The sequence below is a fragment of the Brevundimonas sp. genome (genome assembly GCF_036676055.1).
GTDB lineage: Bacteria > Pseudomonadota > Alphaproteobacteria > Caulobacterales > Caulobacteraceae > Brevundimonas.
Genome location: NZ_JAKFDS010000049.1, coordinates 25,389 through 41,114, shown reverse-complemented (window position 1 = coordinate 41,114; position 15,726 = coordinate 25,389). Strand labels below are relative to the sequence as shown.

19 protein-coding genes are annotated in these 15,726 nt (G+C 69.9%); 13 read left to right on the top strand and 6 right to left on the bottom strand.

The window, feature by feature from the left end; genetic code table 11:
- The first annotated feature begins 104 nt into the window (after positions 1-104).
- The 4 genes from V6M45_RS08055 (at position 105) to V6M45_RS08040 (ending at position 4,394) form a co-directional block, all read left to right on the top strand.
- On the top strand, positions 105-923 hold the full coding sequence (locus V6M45_RS08055) for a response regulator transcription factor (protein WP_332655329.1): 819 nt from the start codon (positions 105-107) through the stop codon (positions 921-923).
- A gap of 7 nt (positions 924-930) precedes the next feature.
- On the top strand, positions 931-2,364 hold the full coding sequence (locus V6M45_RS08050; RefSeq protein ID WP_332655327.1) for a sensor histidine kinase: 1,434 nt from the start codon (positions 931-933) through the stop codon (positions 2,362-2,364).
- Between the two features lie 28 nt (positions 2,365-2,392).
- Positions 2,393-3,721, top strand: coding sequence for a S1C family serine protease (locus V6M45_RS08045; RefSeq protein ID WP_332655325.1), 1,329 nt, complete (start codon positions 2,393-2,395; stop codon positions 3,719-3,721).
- Between the two features lie 340 nt (positions 3,722-4,061).
- Positions 4,062-4,394, top strand: coding sequence for a DUF2794 domain-containing protein (locus V6M45_RS08040; RefSeq protein ID WP_332655323.1), 333 nt, complete (start codon positions 4,062-4,064; stop codon positions 4,392-4,394).
- Positions 4,395-4,447: 53 nt separating this feature from the next.
- On the opposite strand, the gene V6M45_RS08035 is transcribed toward V6M45_RS08040, so the two are convergent.
- Entirely contained in the window at positions 4,448-5,209 is a 762-nt protein-coding gene (locus tag V6M45_RS08035; protein ID WP_332655321.1) for a Bax inhibitor-1/YccA family protein, read from the bottom strand.
- Between the two features lie 126 nt (positions 5,210-5,335).
- On the opposite strand from V6M45_RS08035, the gene thpR reads away from it, so the two are divergent.
- The 4 genes from thpR (at position 5,336) to V6M45_RS08015 (ending at position 8,671) form a co-directional block, all read left to right on the top strand.
- Positions 5,336-5,875: an RNA 2',3'-cyclic phosphodiesterase gene (gene thpR, locus V6M45_RS08030; RefSeq protein ID WP_332655320.1), complete on the top strand. Its 540-nt coding sequence runs from the start codon at positions 5,336-5,338 to the stop codon at positions 5,873-5,875.
- Positions 5,872-6,411 (top strand): GNAT family N-acetyltransferase, encoded by a 540-nt coding sequence (locus tag V6M45_RS08025; protein ID WP_332655318.1) that lies wholly within the window; start codon positions 5,872-5,874, stop codon positions 6,409-6,411. The genes thpR and V6M45_RS08025 overlap by 4 nt, the downstream gene beginning before the upstream one ends.
- Before the next feature lie 93 nt (positions 6,412-6,504).
- Positions 6,505-7,740: an NAD-dependent epimerase/dehydratase family protein gene (locus tag V6M45_RS08020; RefSeq protein WP_332655316.1), complete on the top strand. Its 1,236-nt coding sequence runs from the start codon at positions 6,505-6,507 to the stop codon at positions 7,738-7,740.
- Positions 7,741-7,750: 10 nt separating this feature from the next.
- The gene (locus V6M45_RS08015; RefSeq protein ID WP_332655314.1) at positions 7,751-8,671 is read left to right on the top strand and encodes an SDR family NAD(P)-dependent oxidoreductase; all 921 of its coding nucleotides are present in this window, start codon (positions 7,751-7,753) and stop codon (positions 8,669-8,671) included.
- 8 nt (positions 8,672-8,679) lie between these two features.
- On the opposite strand, the gene V6M45_RS08010 is transcribed toward V6M45_RS08015, so the two are convergent.
- Positions 8,680-9,291, bottom strand: a complete 612-nt coding sequence (locus V6M45_RS08010) for a DUF1134 domain-containing protein (protein WP_332655312.1) — start codon at positions 9,289-9,291, stop codon at positions 8,680-8,682.
- Between the two features lie 215 nt (positions 9,292-9,506).
- Here V6M45_RS08010 and V6M45_RS08005 point away from each other — a divergent pair, with 215 nt between their 5' ends.
- The 5 genes from V6M45_RS08005 to V6M45_RS07985 are packed head-to-tail and all read left to right on the top strand — an operon-like array spanning position 9,507 to position 11,382.
- Positions 9,507-9,830: an ArsR/SmtB family transcription factor gene (locus V6M45_RS08005; RefSeq protein ID WP_332655310.1), complete on the top strand. Its 324-nt coding sequence runs from the start codon at positions 9,507-9,509 to the stop codon at positions 9,828-9,830.
- Positions 9,827-10,261 (top strand): SRPBCC family protein, encoded by a 435-nt coding sequence (locus V6M45_RS08000; RefSeq protein ID WP_332655308.1) that lies wholly within the window; start codon positions 9,827-9,829, stop codon positions 10,259-10,261. Before V6M45_RS08005 ends, V6M45_RS08000 begins: the two co-directional genes overlap by 4 nt.
- A gap of 29 nt (positions 10,262-10,290) precedes the next feature.
- Complete coding sequence (locus tag V6M45_RS07995) at positions 10,291-10,509, top strand: hypothetical protein (RefSeq protein ID WP_332655306.1); 219 nt, start codon at positions 10,291-10,293, stop codon at positions 10,507-10,509.
- 3 nt (positions 10,510-10,512) lie between these two features.
- The gene (locus V6M45_RS07990) at positions 10,513-10,929 is read left to right on the top strand and encodes a DUF1801 domain-containing protein (protein WP_332655304.1); all 417 of its coding nucleotides are present in this window, start codon (positions 10,513-10,515) and stop codon (positions 10,927-10,929) included.
- Between the two features lie 18 nt (positions 10,930-10,947).
- Entirely contained in the window at positions 10,948-11,382 is a 435-nt protein-coding gene (locus V6M45_RS07985; RefSeq protein ID WP_332655302.1) for a DUF1801 domain-containing protein, read from the top strand.
- A 4-nt stretch (positions 11,383-11,386) separates the two neighbouring features.
- On the opposite strand, the gene pheT is transcribed toward V6M45_RS07985, so the two are convergent.
- From pheT to V6M45_RS07965, 4 genes are all read right to left on the bottom strand, one after another.
- Complete coding sequence (pheT, locus tag V6M45_RS07980) at positions 11,387-13,810, bottom strand: phenylalanine--tRNA ligase subunit beta (protein ID WP_332655300.1); 2,424 nt, start codon at positions 13,808-13,810, stop codon at positions 11,387-11,389.
- The gene (locus tag V6M45_RS07975; RefSeq protein ID WP_332655298.1) at positions 13,807-14,232 is read right to left on the bottom strand and encodes a hypothetical protein; all 426 of its coding nucleotides are present in this window, start codon (positions 14,230-14,232) and stop codon (positions 13,807-13,809) included. Before V6M45_RS07975 ends, pheT begins: the two co-directional genes overlap by 4 nt.
- A gap of 5 nt (positions 14,233-14,237) precedes the next feature.
- Positions 14,238-15,314, bottom strand: coding sequence for a phenylalanine--tRNA ligase subunit alpha (gene pheS / locus V6M45_RS07970; RefSeq protein WP_332655296.1), 1,077 nt, complete (start codon positions 15,312-15,314; stop codon positions 14,238-14,240).
- Between the two features lie 75 nt (positions 15,315-15,389).
- Positions 15,390-15,593: a dodecin family protein gene (locus V6M45_RS07965; RefSeq protein ID WP_332655294.1), complete on the bottom strand. Its 204-nt coding sequence runs from the start codon at positions 15,591-15,593 to the stop codon at positions 15,390-15,392.
- Between the last annotated feature and the right edge of the window lie 133 nt (positions 15,594-15,726).

The following is a 15,726-nucleotide window of genomic DNA, read 5'->3' as shown; positions in this document are numbered from 1 at the left end:
AGGAACAGTCAGCCCCCCTCCCCCGTCGACCGGCCTAGAGCAGACGGGCGTCGGGCGTTGTCATTCCGCCTCGACGTCCTATCGTGCGGCGACGGAGATCAGGCGTGGACGGAGAGAGGGTGACGATGCAGGACGAGGATCCGTTCGCCCGGCTCGGCCCCGTGTTCGCGGGTCGCCGCGCGCTGCTTCTGGAGGACGATCCGGCGCTGTCGGAGCACGTCGCGGAGCGGCTGTCCGCCGCGGGATTCGAGGCGGTGGACCGGTTCGAGGCCGGCGAAAAGGCGCTCGAGGCGGCGGCCCGCGCGCCCTACGACATCCTGATCCTCGATCGCCTGACCGCAGGCATGGACGGGCTGGAGATGCTGAAGCGGCTCCGCGCCGGCGGCGGGGTCTCCTCGGACGCGCCGGCCCTGATGCTGACCGCGCTGGGCGGCGAACGGCAGAAGGTCGAGGGGCTGCTGGGCGGCGCCGACGACTATCTGGCCAAGCCGGTCGGCGACGAGGAATTGCTGGCCCGGATCGCGGCCCAGCTGCGGCGGGCGGCGCGGCGGGCGCGCCCCGCGGGCGCGGAACTGGTCAACGGACCGTTCCGCCTGTCGCCGGGGGCCCGCACGCTGAAACTCGACCTGCCGGAGGGCGAGAGCCGTCTGATCGACCTGTCGCCCCTGGAGTTCGCCATCGTCGCCGAACTGATGGCGGCGCGCGGCCAGCCGGTGACCAAGACCATGCTGTGGGACCGCTGCTGGGTGGAATGGAAATTCCTGCCCGACAATTTCGTCAACGTCATCGACGCGCGCATCAGCGCCCTGCGCCGACGGCTCAAGGAACAGGCCCCCGAACTGGGCGAGGATCTGCACCCCCTGATCGTCTCGGCGCGCAGCCAGAGCCTGATCTTCCGCGAGCTGCCGGCGGCGGCGGGCTGAGCCCGGCATGGGCGGACGATCCCCGGGCCTGACGGGCTGGCTGGCGCGGCGGACCTCGACCCAGCTGGCCGCGACCATGGGCGTGCTCGCCGCCCTCGCCCTGACCGGCTCGCTGCTGGTCACGGGGGCGGCCGTGCGGATGGACCAGCGCGAGAAGGCGGCGCTGGCGGCGCTCGACGACTACGGGGCCATGGTCTCCAAGCTCGGATCGGAGGCCAGCCTGTCCGCGGACCGGATCACCGAGGCCGACGCGGCCTGGCTGTCGGCGTGGCTGAGCGCCTTCCAGAGCGGGCCGGCGCGCGAGGCGCGCACCCTCGAGGAGACCTGCCGAACCGGCCGTGGCGGCGCCGGCGTCCGCTTCATCCGCGCCCCGGTCGGCAAGCCGGCGGGTCTGGCCGCGCTGGAGACGGCGCGGGGCGAACGCGCGGCACGGCTGGGCGACGACGTCTATGTGGTGCGGCTTGCGCAGGGCGTTCTGTGCCCGTCGCGCGCGGTCGAGGCGGTCGTGGTCCGGCGACCGTTCGGCGCGCTGGACATCGCCGTCGGCCGGGTCGTCGACCGGTCGGGCGAGGCCTGGGGCTGGGCGGCGGCGGCGGTGATCGGGACCGGGCTGCTGCTGCTGGTCATCGGCCTCGCCGCGGCCGCCATGGCCCGGCGACGACTGACGGCGGCCGTCGCCGAAGTCAGCCGGGCGCTCGACCGCGCCGCCGTGGGCGACTTCTCGCTGCGGGCGCCGGAGACGGCCCTCGCCCCGGAGCTGACCGAACTGACCCGCCAGGTGAACCGCACCCTCGACCGGTTGGACGAATTGCTGAGCTGGCTGAGGGATTCGGCCGACCAGCTGGCACACGATTTCCGCACCCCGCTGGCGCGCGCCGCGGTCCGGCTTGAGCGGCTGCGGGCCACAGCGGCCACGCCCGAGGCGCGCAAGCTGATCGACGAGGCTCGCTCGGATCTGGCCCAGATCACCCGGTCGATGAACGAGGCGATGGCGCTGCGCGACGGCGAGGCCTGGGTGTTCGACAGCGTGCGGCTGGACGAACTGGCGAGGCAGGCCGCCGAACTCTACCAGCCGCTGGCCGAAGAGCGCGGCGTCGTCATCCGGGTCGAGGGCGAGCCGGCGTCCGTGCTGGGCGTGCATTCCCTGCTGCAGCGCGCTGTCACCAACCTGGTCGACAACGCGGTCAAATTCTCGCCCGAGGGCGGGGTCGTGACCCTGACCGCCGCCGTGCGCGAGGGCCGGCCCCTGCTCATCGTCGCCGACCAGGGACCGGGCTTCGCGCCCGGCCGGCGGGCGGACGCCGACAGCGCCGGCGAGGCCCGCGAGAGCCACGGCATGGGGCTGGCCTTCGTGCGGGCGATACTGAAACGACACGGCGCCGCCATGACGGTTGATGACGGCCATCCGGGTGCTGTCGTCACGGCGCGTTTCTCGCGCTAGGGTCGGTCGCGACAACAGGGGTTTGGCGATGCGGCGTTCCACCATTCGGGCTCACGGCCTGTCGATCCTGGCGCTGACGGCGGCGGTTCCGATGCTGCTGGCGACCCCCGCCATGGCCCAGTCCAACTCGCAGGGCCCGATGACCTACGACGCCCGGCGCGGCGTGTTCAGCTTCGCCGAAGGTCTGGAACAGGCCCTGCCGGCCGTGGTCCAGGTGACCACCCTCGGCCAGTCGGAAGGCCCCAGCTCGGGCGAAAACGAGCCGCGGCCGATCTCAAGCGGCTCGGGCGCCATCATCGACGCCAGCGAAGGCATCGTCGTCACCAACAACCACGTGGTCGAGGGCGGGCGGAAGTTTACGGTCGACCTGACCGACGGCCGCATCTTCGACGCGGTCCTGATCGGCACGGACAAGGCCACCGACCTGGCCGTGCTCAAATTCGACGCTACCGGCCTGTCGGAGATCGAGGTGGTCGATTCGGACCAGCTGCGCACCGGCGACCTGGCCTTCGCCGTGGGCTATCCGCTCGGCCTCGACCAGACCCTGACCATGGGCGTGATCTCGGGCCTCGGCCGGTCAGGCATGGGCGACCGGATCGAGGATTACATCCAGACAGACGCGGCGGTGAACTCCGGCAACTCCGGCGGGCCGCTGCTGGACAGCCGGGGCCGGCTGATCGGCATCAACACATCGATCCTGTCGGGCGGCGGCGGCGGCAACGACGGCATCGCCTTCGCGGTGCCCAGCCGCATCCTGATGTATGTGGTCGATCAGCTGCGGACGGTCGGCGAGGTCAAACGGGGCTCAACCGGCGCCATCCTCGGATCGCTCAACGCCGAGCGCTCGCGCGACTTCGGCCTCGGCATCGTACGGGGGGCGGTGGTCGAGAGCGTCGCTCCCGGCTCGTCGGCCGAGACGGCGGGCCTGCAACGCGGCGATGTGATCACCCGGATCCAGAACCGCCCCGTCTCCAACGCCGGCACGGTCGCCGCCACGATCGGCATCGCCGAGCCCGGCACCCGGGTCGAGGTCGTCTATCTGCGGGACGGCCGCGAGGGCCGCGCCACCCTGACCGTCGAGGCTCCGGGAGACCGCCCGGTGGTGGTCGGCTCTGAAGTCGTGATCGCCCGGGGCCTCAACGTCCGCGCCGCGGCCGACGGATTGCAGGTGTTCGCGGTGGAGGGCGGCTCGGCGGCGGCCGGCGCGGGCCTGCAGGCCGGCGACATCATCCGCGAGATCGACGGCGTGGCGGTCGCCGATCTGAATGGTCTGGCGGGCGCGCTGGGCGCCGCCGGCGAACATCGCCTGACGGTGCGCCGCGGGGACGAGGATGTGACAGCGACCCTGGGGGGCTGAGCCCCTCGCCGGACCCCGGACAGCAAAACGCCCGCTCTGCCGGAGGGGGGAGGGTGGCGGAGCGGGCGTCTCGCTTGGAGGAAGCATCGACCCGCCGGAGCCCTTGATGGAATGATCCAGGGGGGCTGGGGGGGGCTGTTCAGGATCCGGGATCGCTCCGGACTCCGTCGGGCCGATGGGACTGGTGTCGCCTCCCAAGGGGGCGGACGATGGGCGGAACGGCGGCTATTTCGTGTTCCGCGCGATTTCTTCGGCGAGTGACGTTCGCGACACGCGGGTCGCCGGGCGGCCGCCGCTTCAAACCTCTGGCGTTTCCGGTAGGGGCGCCTAACTTCGAATCATGAGCGACGCCGCCGATTTGCAATCCGGGTCGGGCCCGGTCTTCTTCGACCGGCGCGAGTTGGAGCTGATCCTGAGGGTCTACGGGCGGATGGTGGCGGCCGGGGAGTGGCGCGACTACGCCATGATCGGCCATCGCGACGTGGCCGAGTTCGCGGTCTTCCGCCGCTCGGGCGACGCGCCGGCCTACCGCATCGAGAAACGCCCGGCGTTGCGTCTCAAACAGGGCCAGTGGGCGGTGATCGGCGAGGGCGGCGTGGTGCTGCGCCGCGGCCGCGAACTGCTCCAGGTGCTCCGCGTCTTCGACAGCCGCCGCTTCAGCGTCGTCGAATAGAAGAAGGCCCCGGCGTTTCCGCCGGGGCCTTCTGTTTCAACCGGGCCGATCGATCAGCGACGACCGCCGAACAGCATCAGCAGAAACTGGAACATGTTGATGAAGTTGATGTACAGGCTCAGCGCGCCATAGCTGGTGGCCACGCTCATGGCGGTCTGGTTTCCGCCCAGGGCGTAGTAGGTCATCTTCAGCCGCTGGGTGTCATAGGCGGTCAGGCCGGCGAAGATCAGCACGCCGGCGGCGCTGATGATCAGCTGCATCATCCCGCTTTGCAGGAACATGTTGACCACCGAGGCGATGATCAGGCCGATCACGCCCATGATCAGGAAGCTGCCGATGCCCGTCAGGTCCTTCTTGGTCGTGTAGCCGAACAGGCTCAGCGCGCCGAAGGCGGCGGCGGTGATCAGGAAGGTCTGGACCACAGAGGCGCCCGTGTAGAGCAGCACCACGGTGCCCATCGAAGCCCCGATCAGGGCCACGATCAGCCAGTAGAGCATGCTCGCGCCGCTGGAGGTCGGGTTCTTCATGACGAAGTTCGAACCCAGCAGGATGACCAGCGGCGAGAAGGCCACGATCATGCCCAGCATGGTGTAGCCGGTCAGACGGGTGACGCCGTCGGGAAAGACCTGGGTCGCGAAGAGCAGGTCGCGCACCGCGGGCACCGAGCCGGTGACATAGGCGAGGACCGCCGACACCAGCAGGCCCAGCGCCACCTTGTTGTAGACGCCCAGCATGAAGCTGCGCAGGCCCGCGTCCACCGACATGTCGGCGGATTGCGGAAGCGGCCGGGCGTAGCCGTTGTTGAAGTCGCTCATCGCGAGTTCGATCTCCTTGTGCGCCGGGATGATCCCGGCTGTCCGGTCAAATATCGGGGTCGCTTCCCCTTCACGCAAGGAAAACCGGACTTGGGCGCTCGGGTTTCACCCGCTACGAACGGTCGCATGATCCGGCTGTTCACCGCCCTGCCGATTCCCGATGACGTGGCCGACACCCTCGAACGTCGCCAGTCCGGCCTGCCCGGGGCGAAGTGGCGGACGCGCGACCAGTTGCATGTGACCCTGGCCTTCTATGGCGACATCGAGGAGCGGCGCGCCGACGACCTGGCGGCCGAGCTCAACCGCGCCGCCTCCGGCGGGCCGTTCGAGATCACGCTGCGCGGCGTGGGAGCCTTCGGCGACGCCCATCGCACCCACACCCTGTGGGCCGGGGTCGAACCCAATGAGCGGCTGTCCGTGCTGGCGGGCCGCTGTCGCGCCGCCGGAGAGCGGGCCGGAGTGGTGATGGAGCGCCGCGAGTACCGTCCGCATGTGACGTTGGCCTACCTCAAACCCCAGACCAATCCGGACCGGATAGGGGCCTGGATCGCGGGTCATAACCTGCTGCATTCTCCGCCGATCCGCATCGATCGTTTCGGCCTGTGGTCCAGCGTGCTGACCCAGAATGGCAGCCACTATCAGCTCGAACAGGAGTATCCGCTGTGACCGGACCGGTGATCGAGACGGCCCGCCTGACCCTGCGCCCGCAGGCGATGGAGGACTTTCCCCGTTGGGCGGAGATGATGGCCGACCCCGAGGCCGCGAGATTCATCGGCGGGCCGCAACCGGCCGAGGCCGCGTGGCGCGGCTTCATGACCATGGCGGGGGCCTGGAGCCTGACCGGCGTGGCCATGTTCTCGCTGGTCGAGCGTGAGACGGGTCTGTGGCTGGGCCGCATCGGGCCGTGGACGCCGCTGGGCTGGCCGGGGACCGAGGTCGGCTGGGGCCTGCATCCGGACGCCCAGGGCAAGGGCTACGGCGTCGAGGCGGCGACCGCCGCCATCGACTACGCCTTCGACGCCTTTGGCTGGACTGACGTCATCCACTGTATCGACCCGGACAATACGCCGTCGCAGCGGCTGGCCGAACGGCTGGGCTCGCGCAACCTCGGCCCGACGAAGCTGCCGCCGCCGTTCGACGCCGTCCGGGTCGACCGCTGGGGCCAGAGCCGGGACGAATGGCGCGCTCGCCCACGGGCCTGAGCCCGGCCGGCGGTTTCGCGCGTTCAAAGCTCAAGCTTTGACCCGCCGCCGCCATCGGCTAGGCAGGGGGCGGATCACACGAGGGACGAACGGATGCGCGTACTGGTTCTGGGCGGCGACGGATTCTGCGGCTGGCCGACGGCCCTGCACCTGTCGGCGAGAGGCTGGGACGTTCTGGTCATCGACAACCTGAGCCGGCGCAACATCGACAACGAGCTGGAAGTCCAGTCGCTGACGCCGATCCGGACCATGGGCGAGCGCATCGCCGCGTGGAAAGAAGTCTCGGGAAAGACTATCGAGTTCGTCAACATGACGGTCGGCAAGGAGTTCGACCGCCTCGTAGCCCTGATCAAGGAGTGGAGGCCGGACAGCGTCGTCCACTTCGCCGAGCAGCGCGCGGCGCCGTATTCGATGAAGTCGGCGCGGCACAAGTTGTACACGGTCGACAACAATCTGAACGCCACCAACCACCTGCTCGCCGCGATCGTGGAAAGCGGGCTGGATGTGCATCTGGCGCATCTGGGGACGATGGGGGTGTACGGCTACACGACCGCGGGACTGCGCATCCCGGAGGGCTATCTGAAAGTCACGGTCGACACCGATTTCGGCCCGGCCGAGCAAGAAATCCTGTTCCCGCCGAACCCGGGCTCGATCTATCACATGACCAAGACCCAGGACGCCCTGCTGTTCCAATTCTACGCCCGGAACGACGGCCTGCGGATCACCGACCTGCACCAGGGCATCGTCTGGGGAGCCCAGACCGAGGAGACCCGCCAGGACGAGCGGCTGATCAACCGCTTCGACTATGACGGCGACTACGGCACGGTGCTGAACCGCTTCCTTATGCAGGCGGCGGTCGGCTATCCGCTGACGGTGCACGGCACCGGCGGCCAGACGCGGGCCTTCATCCACATCCAGGACACGGTGCGCTGTGTCGAATTGGCGCTGAAGAACCCGCCGAAGTCGGGCGAGCGGGTCAAGATCCTGAACCAGATGACGGAGAGCCGCCGGGTGCGCGATCTCGCCGTTCTGATCGCCGACATGACCGGGGCCGAGATCCACAACGTCCCCAATCCGCGTCTGGAAGCCGACGAGAACGAGCTGGTGGTGGCCAACGACCAGTTCCGCGAACTGGGGTTGAAGCCGATCACCCTGGCCGAGGGACTGATGCAGGACGTCAGCGAAATCGCCCGCCGCTACGCCGCCCGCGCCGACCTGACCAAGATTCCCTGCGTCTCCAGCTGGAACAGCAAGCGGGCCGAGGCCCTGAAGGACGAGGCCGTCGTCGTGGCGCCGACCCCGTCGCCCGCTCACGTCCGTTCCGCCTGATCGCAAACCCATGAAGCCCGACGCCGCCCCCTCGACGCTGCTGGTTTTCGGCGGCGGCTGGCTCGGACAGGCGGCGGCGCGCGAGGCCGTGCGGCGCGGCGGCCGCGCGGTCCTGACCAGCCGGGACCCGGCCCGGCGAGCTGCGCTGACGGCCGCCGGCTTCGAACCCATCGACCCGGCCGACGCCGCCGCGCTGGACCGAGCCGTCGCCGGGGCCGGGGCCATTCTGATCACCGCCCCGCCCGAGTGCGACGGCTGCCCCGGACTGAAGCGGCTCATCCCGGCCGTGACCCGCACCGGCGCCTTTCCCGACTGGATCGGCTACGTCTCCTCGACCGCGGTCTATGGCGACCGGGGCGGCGGCTGGTCCTTCGAGGATGATCCCCTCAACGCCGCCTCGCTGGAAGGCGCGCGGCGCGTGCGGGCCGAGCGCGACTGGCTGGACGCCGGTCAGGGCATGGGGCTGACGGTGCAGATATTCCGCCTGCCGGCCCTTTATGGTCCGGGTCGCTCGCCGCTGGATCGGCTGCGCGACGGCACGGCCCGGATCGTGCGCAAGCCCGGCCAGGTGTTCAACCGTATCCATGTCGACGACGCCGTCGCCGGTCTGTTCGCCTCCATCGCGCGCCCCCGGCCGGGTGCGGCCTACACCCTGTGCGACGACGAACCCGCCCCCGCCGATGTGGTCATGGAGGGGGCGGCCGACCGGCTGGGCCTGCCGCATCCGCCCGAGATCGACCTCGACGACCCGTCGGTGTCGGAGGCGATGCGGCGCTTCTATCGCGACTCCAAGCGGCTCTCGAACGCCCGCGCCAAGGCCGAGCTGGGCTGGCGGCCGCGCTACCCGACCTGGCGCGAGGGGCTGGAGGCGATGCTCGGCGCGGAGTCGCCCGCGCGCTCAGGCAGCGAGCCGCCGCGCGGCGAGCGGTAGCGCCCTTACTAGAACGGCAGCAGGTTGCGCTGGCGGCTGTAGGCCATGGTGCCGACGTTGGCGCCGAGGCGCAGGCCGACGCCGGTGCGGATCGGGGCCAGCACGATGCCGTCTGCGCGCTGGTAGTTCACGCCCACGCCGCCGACCAGATAGGCCGAGCCCTCGACCCCCGGGTAGCGGCGGTAGAGCATGTCCGGGTGATAGAGGCCGTAGACGAGGGTGAAGACCCGGCTGGCGTTGCCGCCGACGTCCCACCCGATCGAAATGCCCTGCCAGAACACCTCCTGCGAGGCCGACAGGTCCTTCATGTGCAGGGCGCCCCGGCCGTAGCGCAGACCCACGCCGGCCGCGCCCGAACCCTCTTCGCCGGCGATGTAGGCGGTCGGGCGATCGCCCTGATCGGCGAAGATGCGCTCGATAGCCGCGCCGATCGCCTCGGCGGCGATGCCCAGCTCGCGCGAGCCGGCGGCGATCAGTTCGTCGGCGGTATAGGCGGGCGCCTGCTGATCCGAGCGGATCGGGTAGTTGGGATCCGCCGGCGGATTGGTGGCGCAGGCGGCGAGGCCCGAGGCCCCGGCGGTGGCGGCGAGACCGGAAAGGATCAGCTGGCGGCGGTGCATGGCGATGGCTCCAACAGGCGCGGACGGTCCGCCCGACTCGCGCGGGCGCTGGATCACACCGTCACCGGTCTTTGCGTCAGCCTTGCGGCGACGAGGTTAACGGAACCTTGCCGGTCCGGCGAAGGGCGGACGCCACGCGACCAGAACCGCCCGTTTGACTCACGCATATCCGAGTGGTTATACGTCAACTCATAGCCATCGAGTTATCTATCGCCATGACGGACGCCCACGAAACGTTGTTCAGAACACTCGCCGATCCCACCCGGCGGGCGATCTTCGAACGCCTGTGCCGCGAGGGCGAGCAGACCGTCGGGGCCCTGACCGCCGGGGCCGGAATCTCGCAGCCGGCGGTGTCGAAACACCTCGGACTGCTGAAGCAGGCGGGGCTGGTGCGTGACCGCCCTGAGGGCCGTCTGACCCACTACAGCGCCCGCCCCGGGGCCCTCGCCCCCCTGATCGACTGGACCAGCCGGATGGCCGGCTTCTGGGAAGCGAAATTCGACGACCTCGAGGATCTGATGAAAAGGATGGACCAATGACCGACGCCGCGACCGGAACCCGCACCGTCGTCGTCGAGCGGGAATTCCCCTTCCCGCCGGACAGGCTGTGGCGCGCCCTGACCCAGCCGCATCTGATCGAGGCGTGGCTGATGAAGAACGACTTCCGGCCCGAGGTCGGCCACCGCTTCAACCTGCGCGGTGACTGGGGCGGCGTCCTGGACTGCGAGGTGCTGGCCCTCGAGCCGAACCGGACGCTGGCCTACAGCTGGAACCACGCCCACGACGATCCGGCCTATGCCCTGAACAGCGTCGTGACCTTCACCCTGACTCCGACTGAAACGGGGACGCATCTGCGCATGGAGCAGGCGGGCTTCCGGGCCGACCAGAGGCAGGCCTTCGGCGGGGCCGGGGCCGGCTGGCGGCAGTTCTTCGAAAACCTGGAGCAGACGCTGGCGCAGGCGGACCGCTGACCGCCGGCCCGGTTCGAAAGGAGCACTCAATGAACTGGAACGCATGGATCCGTCAGGGTCACCGCTGGCTGTCGATCGTCTTCACGGTGATTGTCGCGAGCATCTTCACCACCCTCGGCCTGGGCCGTGAGCCGGCGGAGTGGGTCTATTTCCTGCCGCTGTTGCCGCTGGCCCTGATGACGGTCTCGGGGCTGTACATGTTCGCGCTGCCGTACGTCCGGAAGCCGCGCGGGGGCGGGAAGGCCTAGGCGATGGCCAAGGGCGCGAAGCCGACGCTGCTCCCGGGCGGCAATCCGCAGATCCCCAAGGGCTATGGCGACGCCCCGGTGCAGGCGTGGATCGCCGCCGCGCCGGGCTGGAAGGGCGAGGTCGGCCGCCGGGTCGACTCGATCGTCGAACGCACCGTCCCCGGCGTCCGCAAGGCGGTCAAATGGAACTCGCCGATGTACGGGGTCGAGGACGGGGTCTGGTTCCTCAGCCTCCACTGTTTCAACGACTATGTGAAAGTCGCCTTCTTCCGCGGCGCGTCGCTGGACCCCCTGCCCCCGGTCGGCTCGAAGCAGAAGGATGTGCGCTATTTCCACATCCACCAGGACGAAGCGATCGACGAGACGCAGCTGGGCGACTGGGTCCGGCAGGCCAGCGCCCTGCCCGGCGAACGAATGTAGACACGAGAGGCAATGGCCATGACCAACAGCAGGAATGGCGCAGCGCCCGCGCAAGGCGAAGCCCCCGCCCTGATCGACGCCCGGATCGCAGCGCTGGACGACTGGCGGGGCCGCACCCTGGCCCGGCTCCGGAGCCTGATCCACGAGGCCGATCCCGAGGTGGTCGAGGAGGTGAAATGGGGCGGCACGCCAGTGTGGTCGCACGCCGGCATCCTGACCACCGGCGAGACCTACAAGGCGGCCGTCAAGCTGACCTTCGCCAGGGGCGCCGCGCTGGAGGACCCCGCCGGTCTGTTCAACGCCAGCCTCGAAGGCTCCACCCGGCGGGCCATCGACATCCATGAAGGCGAAACGATCGACGAGGCGGCGTTCAAGGCGCTGATCCGCGCCGCCGTCGCCCTGAACCAGTCGCGGCCGCCCGCCCGGTCGCGGAAACCGCAGGCGGGCGGCTGAAGCCTCAGCGGCGAAGCACCGCGTCCGCCTTCGCCGCCGCCGCCACGACCTTTGCCGACAAGGCCTCGATCTCGGCCTCGGTCAGTGTCGCCTCGCGCGGCTGGATGACAACTTCCAGCGCCACCGACTTCATGCCCTCAGCCACGCCGGCGCCGCGATAGACGTCGAACACCCGGACCTCGGCGATCAGGGCCTTGTCGGCCCCGGCGACGGCGCGGACGAGGTCGCCGGTCGCCCGGCCCTCCTCCATCACGAAGGCGAAGTCACGGGTCAGGGGCATCAACGGCGCCAGCACCGCAGGACCGCGCGCCTTGCTCGTCTTGCCGCGAGGCTCCGGCACGGCGTCGAGCACGATCTCGAAGGCCAGCATCGGCGCGTCCGCGTCCAGCGCCTTGAGCACGCGCGGGTGCAGGGCCCCGAACTCGGCCATGACGTTCTTCGGACCGAGTTGCAGCCGGGCCGAACGGCCCGGGTGCCACCAGTCGCGGTTCTGACCCTGGACCAGTTGCAGCGAGGCCGTCGGCGCGCCCAGCGCGTCCAGCAGGGCCATCAGATCGCCCTTCAGCGCGAACAGGGCGTCCTCGGCCCCGCCGCCCCAATGCCGGGCGGATCTCGGCGCGACCAGACCGGCGATGACGGTGCGCTGGCCCGTCGGAGTGTCATCCAGATAGATCGGGCCGATCTCGAACAGGGCCGCGTCGGGGTGGCCGCGGTCGGCGTTGCGCGCCGCCGCCTGGATCAGATTGGGCAGGGCCGAGGGCCGCATGCAGTCGAGGTCGGCCGCGATCGGATTCTCGACCACCAGCCGGTCGTCACCGCCGCCGAACAGGGCCGCCGTCGACTGTTTGGTGAAGGACCAGGTGACGGCCTCGGCATAGCCCATGGCCGCCAGGGCGCGGCGCGCCAGCCGCACGCGAGCCTGACGCGCATTGAGCACGCCTTTCGACGGAGCGCCGAGATCCGGCAGCGGGGTCGACGGCAGCTCGCCGTAGCCCTCGATGCGGGCCACCTCCTCCACCAGATCGGCCGGACCCTCGACATCGCGCCGCCATGACGGCGGGGTCACGGTCCACGGGCTTCCGCGCACGATCTCAAAGCCGAGCCGGGTCAAGATTTCGGCGATGCGGTCGTCGTCCAGCGACAGACCGGTCAGGGCCCCGACGCGCGCGGGATCGAAGGTGAAGGCGGCCGGATTGGCCGGCGCCCGTCCCGCAACCACGATCTCCGACGGCTCGCCGCCGCACAGATCGAGGATCAGTTTCGTCGCCAGCTCCAGACCCGGGACCACGAAGGCCGGGTCGACGCCGCGCGCGAACCGGTACTGGGCGTCGGAGTTGAGGGTCAGGGTCCGGCCGGTCTGGGCCGTGACCAGCGGATCGAACCAGGCGCTCTCGACGAACACGTCAACAGTCTCGTCGGAACAGCCGGTCGACTCGCCGCCCATGACCCCGCCGAGGCCGATCGGCCGCTCGCCGGCCGCGTCGGCGATGACGCACATCGACGGGTCCACGGCGTAGGTCTTGCCGTCGAGGGCGATCAGATGCTCCGGCGTGCCGGCGGCGATGCCCTCGGCCCCTCCGGACAGCTGGCCGCCCCGCACGACGATCTCCGGGCCCACCAGCCTGGCCATGTCATAGACGTGCAGGGGCCGGCAGCGGTCGTAGGCGATCAGGTTGGTGACATCGACCAGCCGGTTGATGGGCCTGAGGCCGATGGCCGTCAGCCGGTGCTGCAGCCAGGCCGGCGACGGACCGTTCTTCACGCCCCGAATCATCCGCCCCGCAAACACCGGACACATCTCCGGCGCATCGATCCGCACCGTCACGGGCGAGGGGAAGGCGCCCGGCACGGGGGTCACGGACGGCGTGCGGAGCTGGCCGAGGCTGGCGGCGGCGAGGTCGCGGGCGATACCGGCCACGCCCAGCCAGTCGGCGCGGTTCGGGGTGACCTCGAAATCGATCACGGGCTCGGCCCCGAACACGCCGGCGGCCGGGGTCCCGACGGCCAGATCGTCAGCCAGTTCGAGAATGCCGTCGCTGTCGCCGGCCAGCTCCAGCTCGGCGGCCGAGCACAGCATGCCGTGCGAGACCACGCCGCGCACCGGCTTCTCGACCAGGGTCACGCCGAGGCCGGGCACCCAGGCGCCGATCGGGGCGTAGATGGTGGTCAGGCCGGCGCGGGCGTTGGGCGCGCCGCAGACGATCTCCTTCATGCCATCGACGGTGTCGACCTGGCAGACCTGCAGCCGGTCGGCGTTGGGGTGCCGGGCGGCCGAAACGATCCGGGCCACGGTGAAAGGAGCCAGGGCGGCGATCGGATCATGCACCTCCTCGACCTCGAGGCCGGCCATGGTCATGGCCTCCGCCACGTCCGCGACCTCCGCGTCAGTCTCGAGATGCTCCTTCAGCCAGGAGAGGGTGAATTTCACGCCGACGGCTCCTCGCCGAGTTCCGACATCGGTTTGACGCCCGTGGCCAGCTGCTCGATCAGATCGTCCGAGCCGGTGAAGCCGACCTGGACGAAGCGGCAACGCACGAAACGGCAGTTGGACATGCCGATCACCCCGGCCATTTTGGTCTGGCTGACGGGCCGGTAGAGCAGGCTGCGGACGTCCGAGGTCGTGCCCATGGCGCAGCTCTCGAAGACGGTGCCGTTCATCACCGCCACCACCGCCGGTCCCTCGAGCACGCAGTCGGTGAAGGTCTTGCCATCGATGAACATCTCGCCCGCGTTCCAGTGCTGGACCGCGAGCGAAGGCAGCCAGACGGCCTCCTTGTCGAAGGCGGTGCGGGCCACGAGGGCGCGGCCGGCGGCCTCCTCGGCGGACATGGCGTGGGGTTGGTCGGTCATGGGGATCAGCTCAGTCCAGAGGCGGAGTTGGGGGCGGCGAAGGCCGAGAAGCCGTAGTGGGCCAGCCACCGGGTGTCGGCCTCGAACATCGGGCGGAGGTCGGGGATGCCGTACTTCAGCATGGCCAGGCGATCGACGCCCATGCCGAAGGCGAAGCCCTGGTATTCGTCCGGATCGACGCCGCAGTTCCGGAGCACGTTCGGATGGACCATGCCGCAGCCGAGGATCTCCATCCAGCTGTCGCCCTGGTTCAGCTTCAGCTCGCCGCCCGAGCGGTCGCAGCGGATGTCCATCTCGGCCGAGGGCTCGGTGAACGGGAAGTGGTGGGGGCGGAAGCGGGCGTCGACGTCGTCCACCTCGAAGAAGCGGGCCACGAAGGTCTCCAGCGTCCACTTCAGGTGACCCATGTGGATGCCCTTGTCGATCACCAGCCCCTCGACCTGGTGGAACATGGGCGTGTGGGTCGCGTCGCTGTCCTTCCGGAAGGTCCGGCCCGGCGCGATGATCCGGATCGGCGGCTTTTGGCTCATCATCGTGCGCACCTGCACCGGGCTGGTGTGGGTGCGCAGCACCTTGCGCTCGCCGGTCTCCGGATCGGGCTTGAGGAAGAAGGTGTCGTGGGTCTCCCGCGCCGGATGCTTGGGCGGGAAGTTCAGGGCGGTGAAGTTGTGGAAATCGTCCTCAATGTCCGGCCCCTCGGCCACCGCGAAGCCCATGTCGGCGAAGACGGCGATCATCTCGTCCATCACCTGCATGGTCGGGTGGACGGCGCCGGTCCGACGCGGTCGCGACGGCAGGGTCAGGTCGACATGTTCGGCCTTCAGCCGGGCATCCAGCTCGGCGGCCTCCAGCTCGGCCTTGCGAGCCGCCAGCGCCGCCTGCACGCGGTCGCGCAACCCGTTGATCATCGGCCCGCGTTCGCGTCGCTCGTCGGGGCTCATCGCCCCCATGCCCTTGAGCAGGCCGGAGATCGAGCCGGACTTTCCGAGGGCCGCCACCCGCAGCTCCTCGACTGCGGCTGCGGTCTCCGCGCCGCCGATGGCGTTGATCAGGTCGAGTTCGAGCTGGTTCAAGTCGGTCATGGTCGCAGTCGTCTAGCGGGATGCAGCTGTTTCGTCACCCCGCCCTCGCGCCGGACCGATCCTGTCCGGCCCGGCTCAGTCGTTGAGGACGAAGGTCACCTTCATATTGACCCGGTATTCGACGATCTCGCCGCCCTTGACGATGACCTTCTGCTCCTGGACCCAGGCGCCCTCGACGTTCTTCAGGGTCTTGTCGGCGCGGGCGATGCCCTGTTTCAGCGCGTCTTCGAAACTGACGGACGACGAGGCGGTGATCTCGGTGACCTTGGCGACGGACATGGCGGACTCCTGAAGTGGGGCGGACGCCGGATTATGGCGACGCTTCCTCAACGAGCCGGGCCGCCGGCGGTTGCCCCGGAAACGAAAACGCCCGCCCCGGCGGACCGGAGCGGGCGTTTCGAAACAGTCGTCA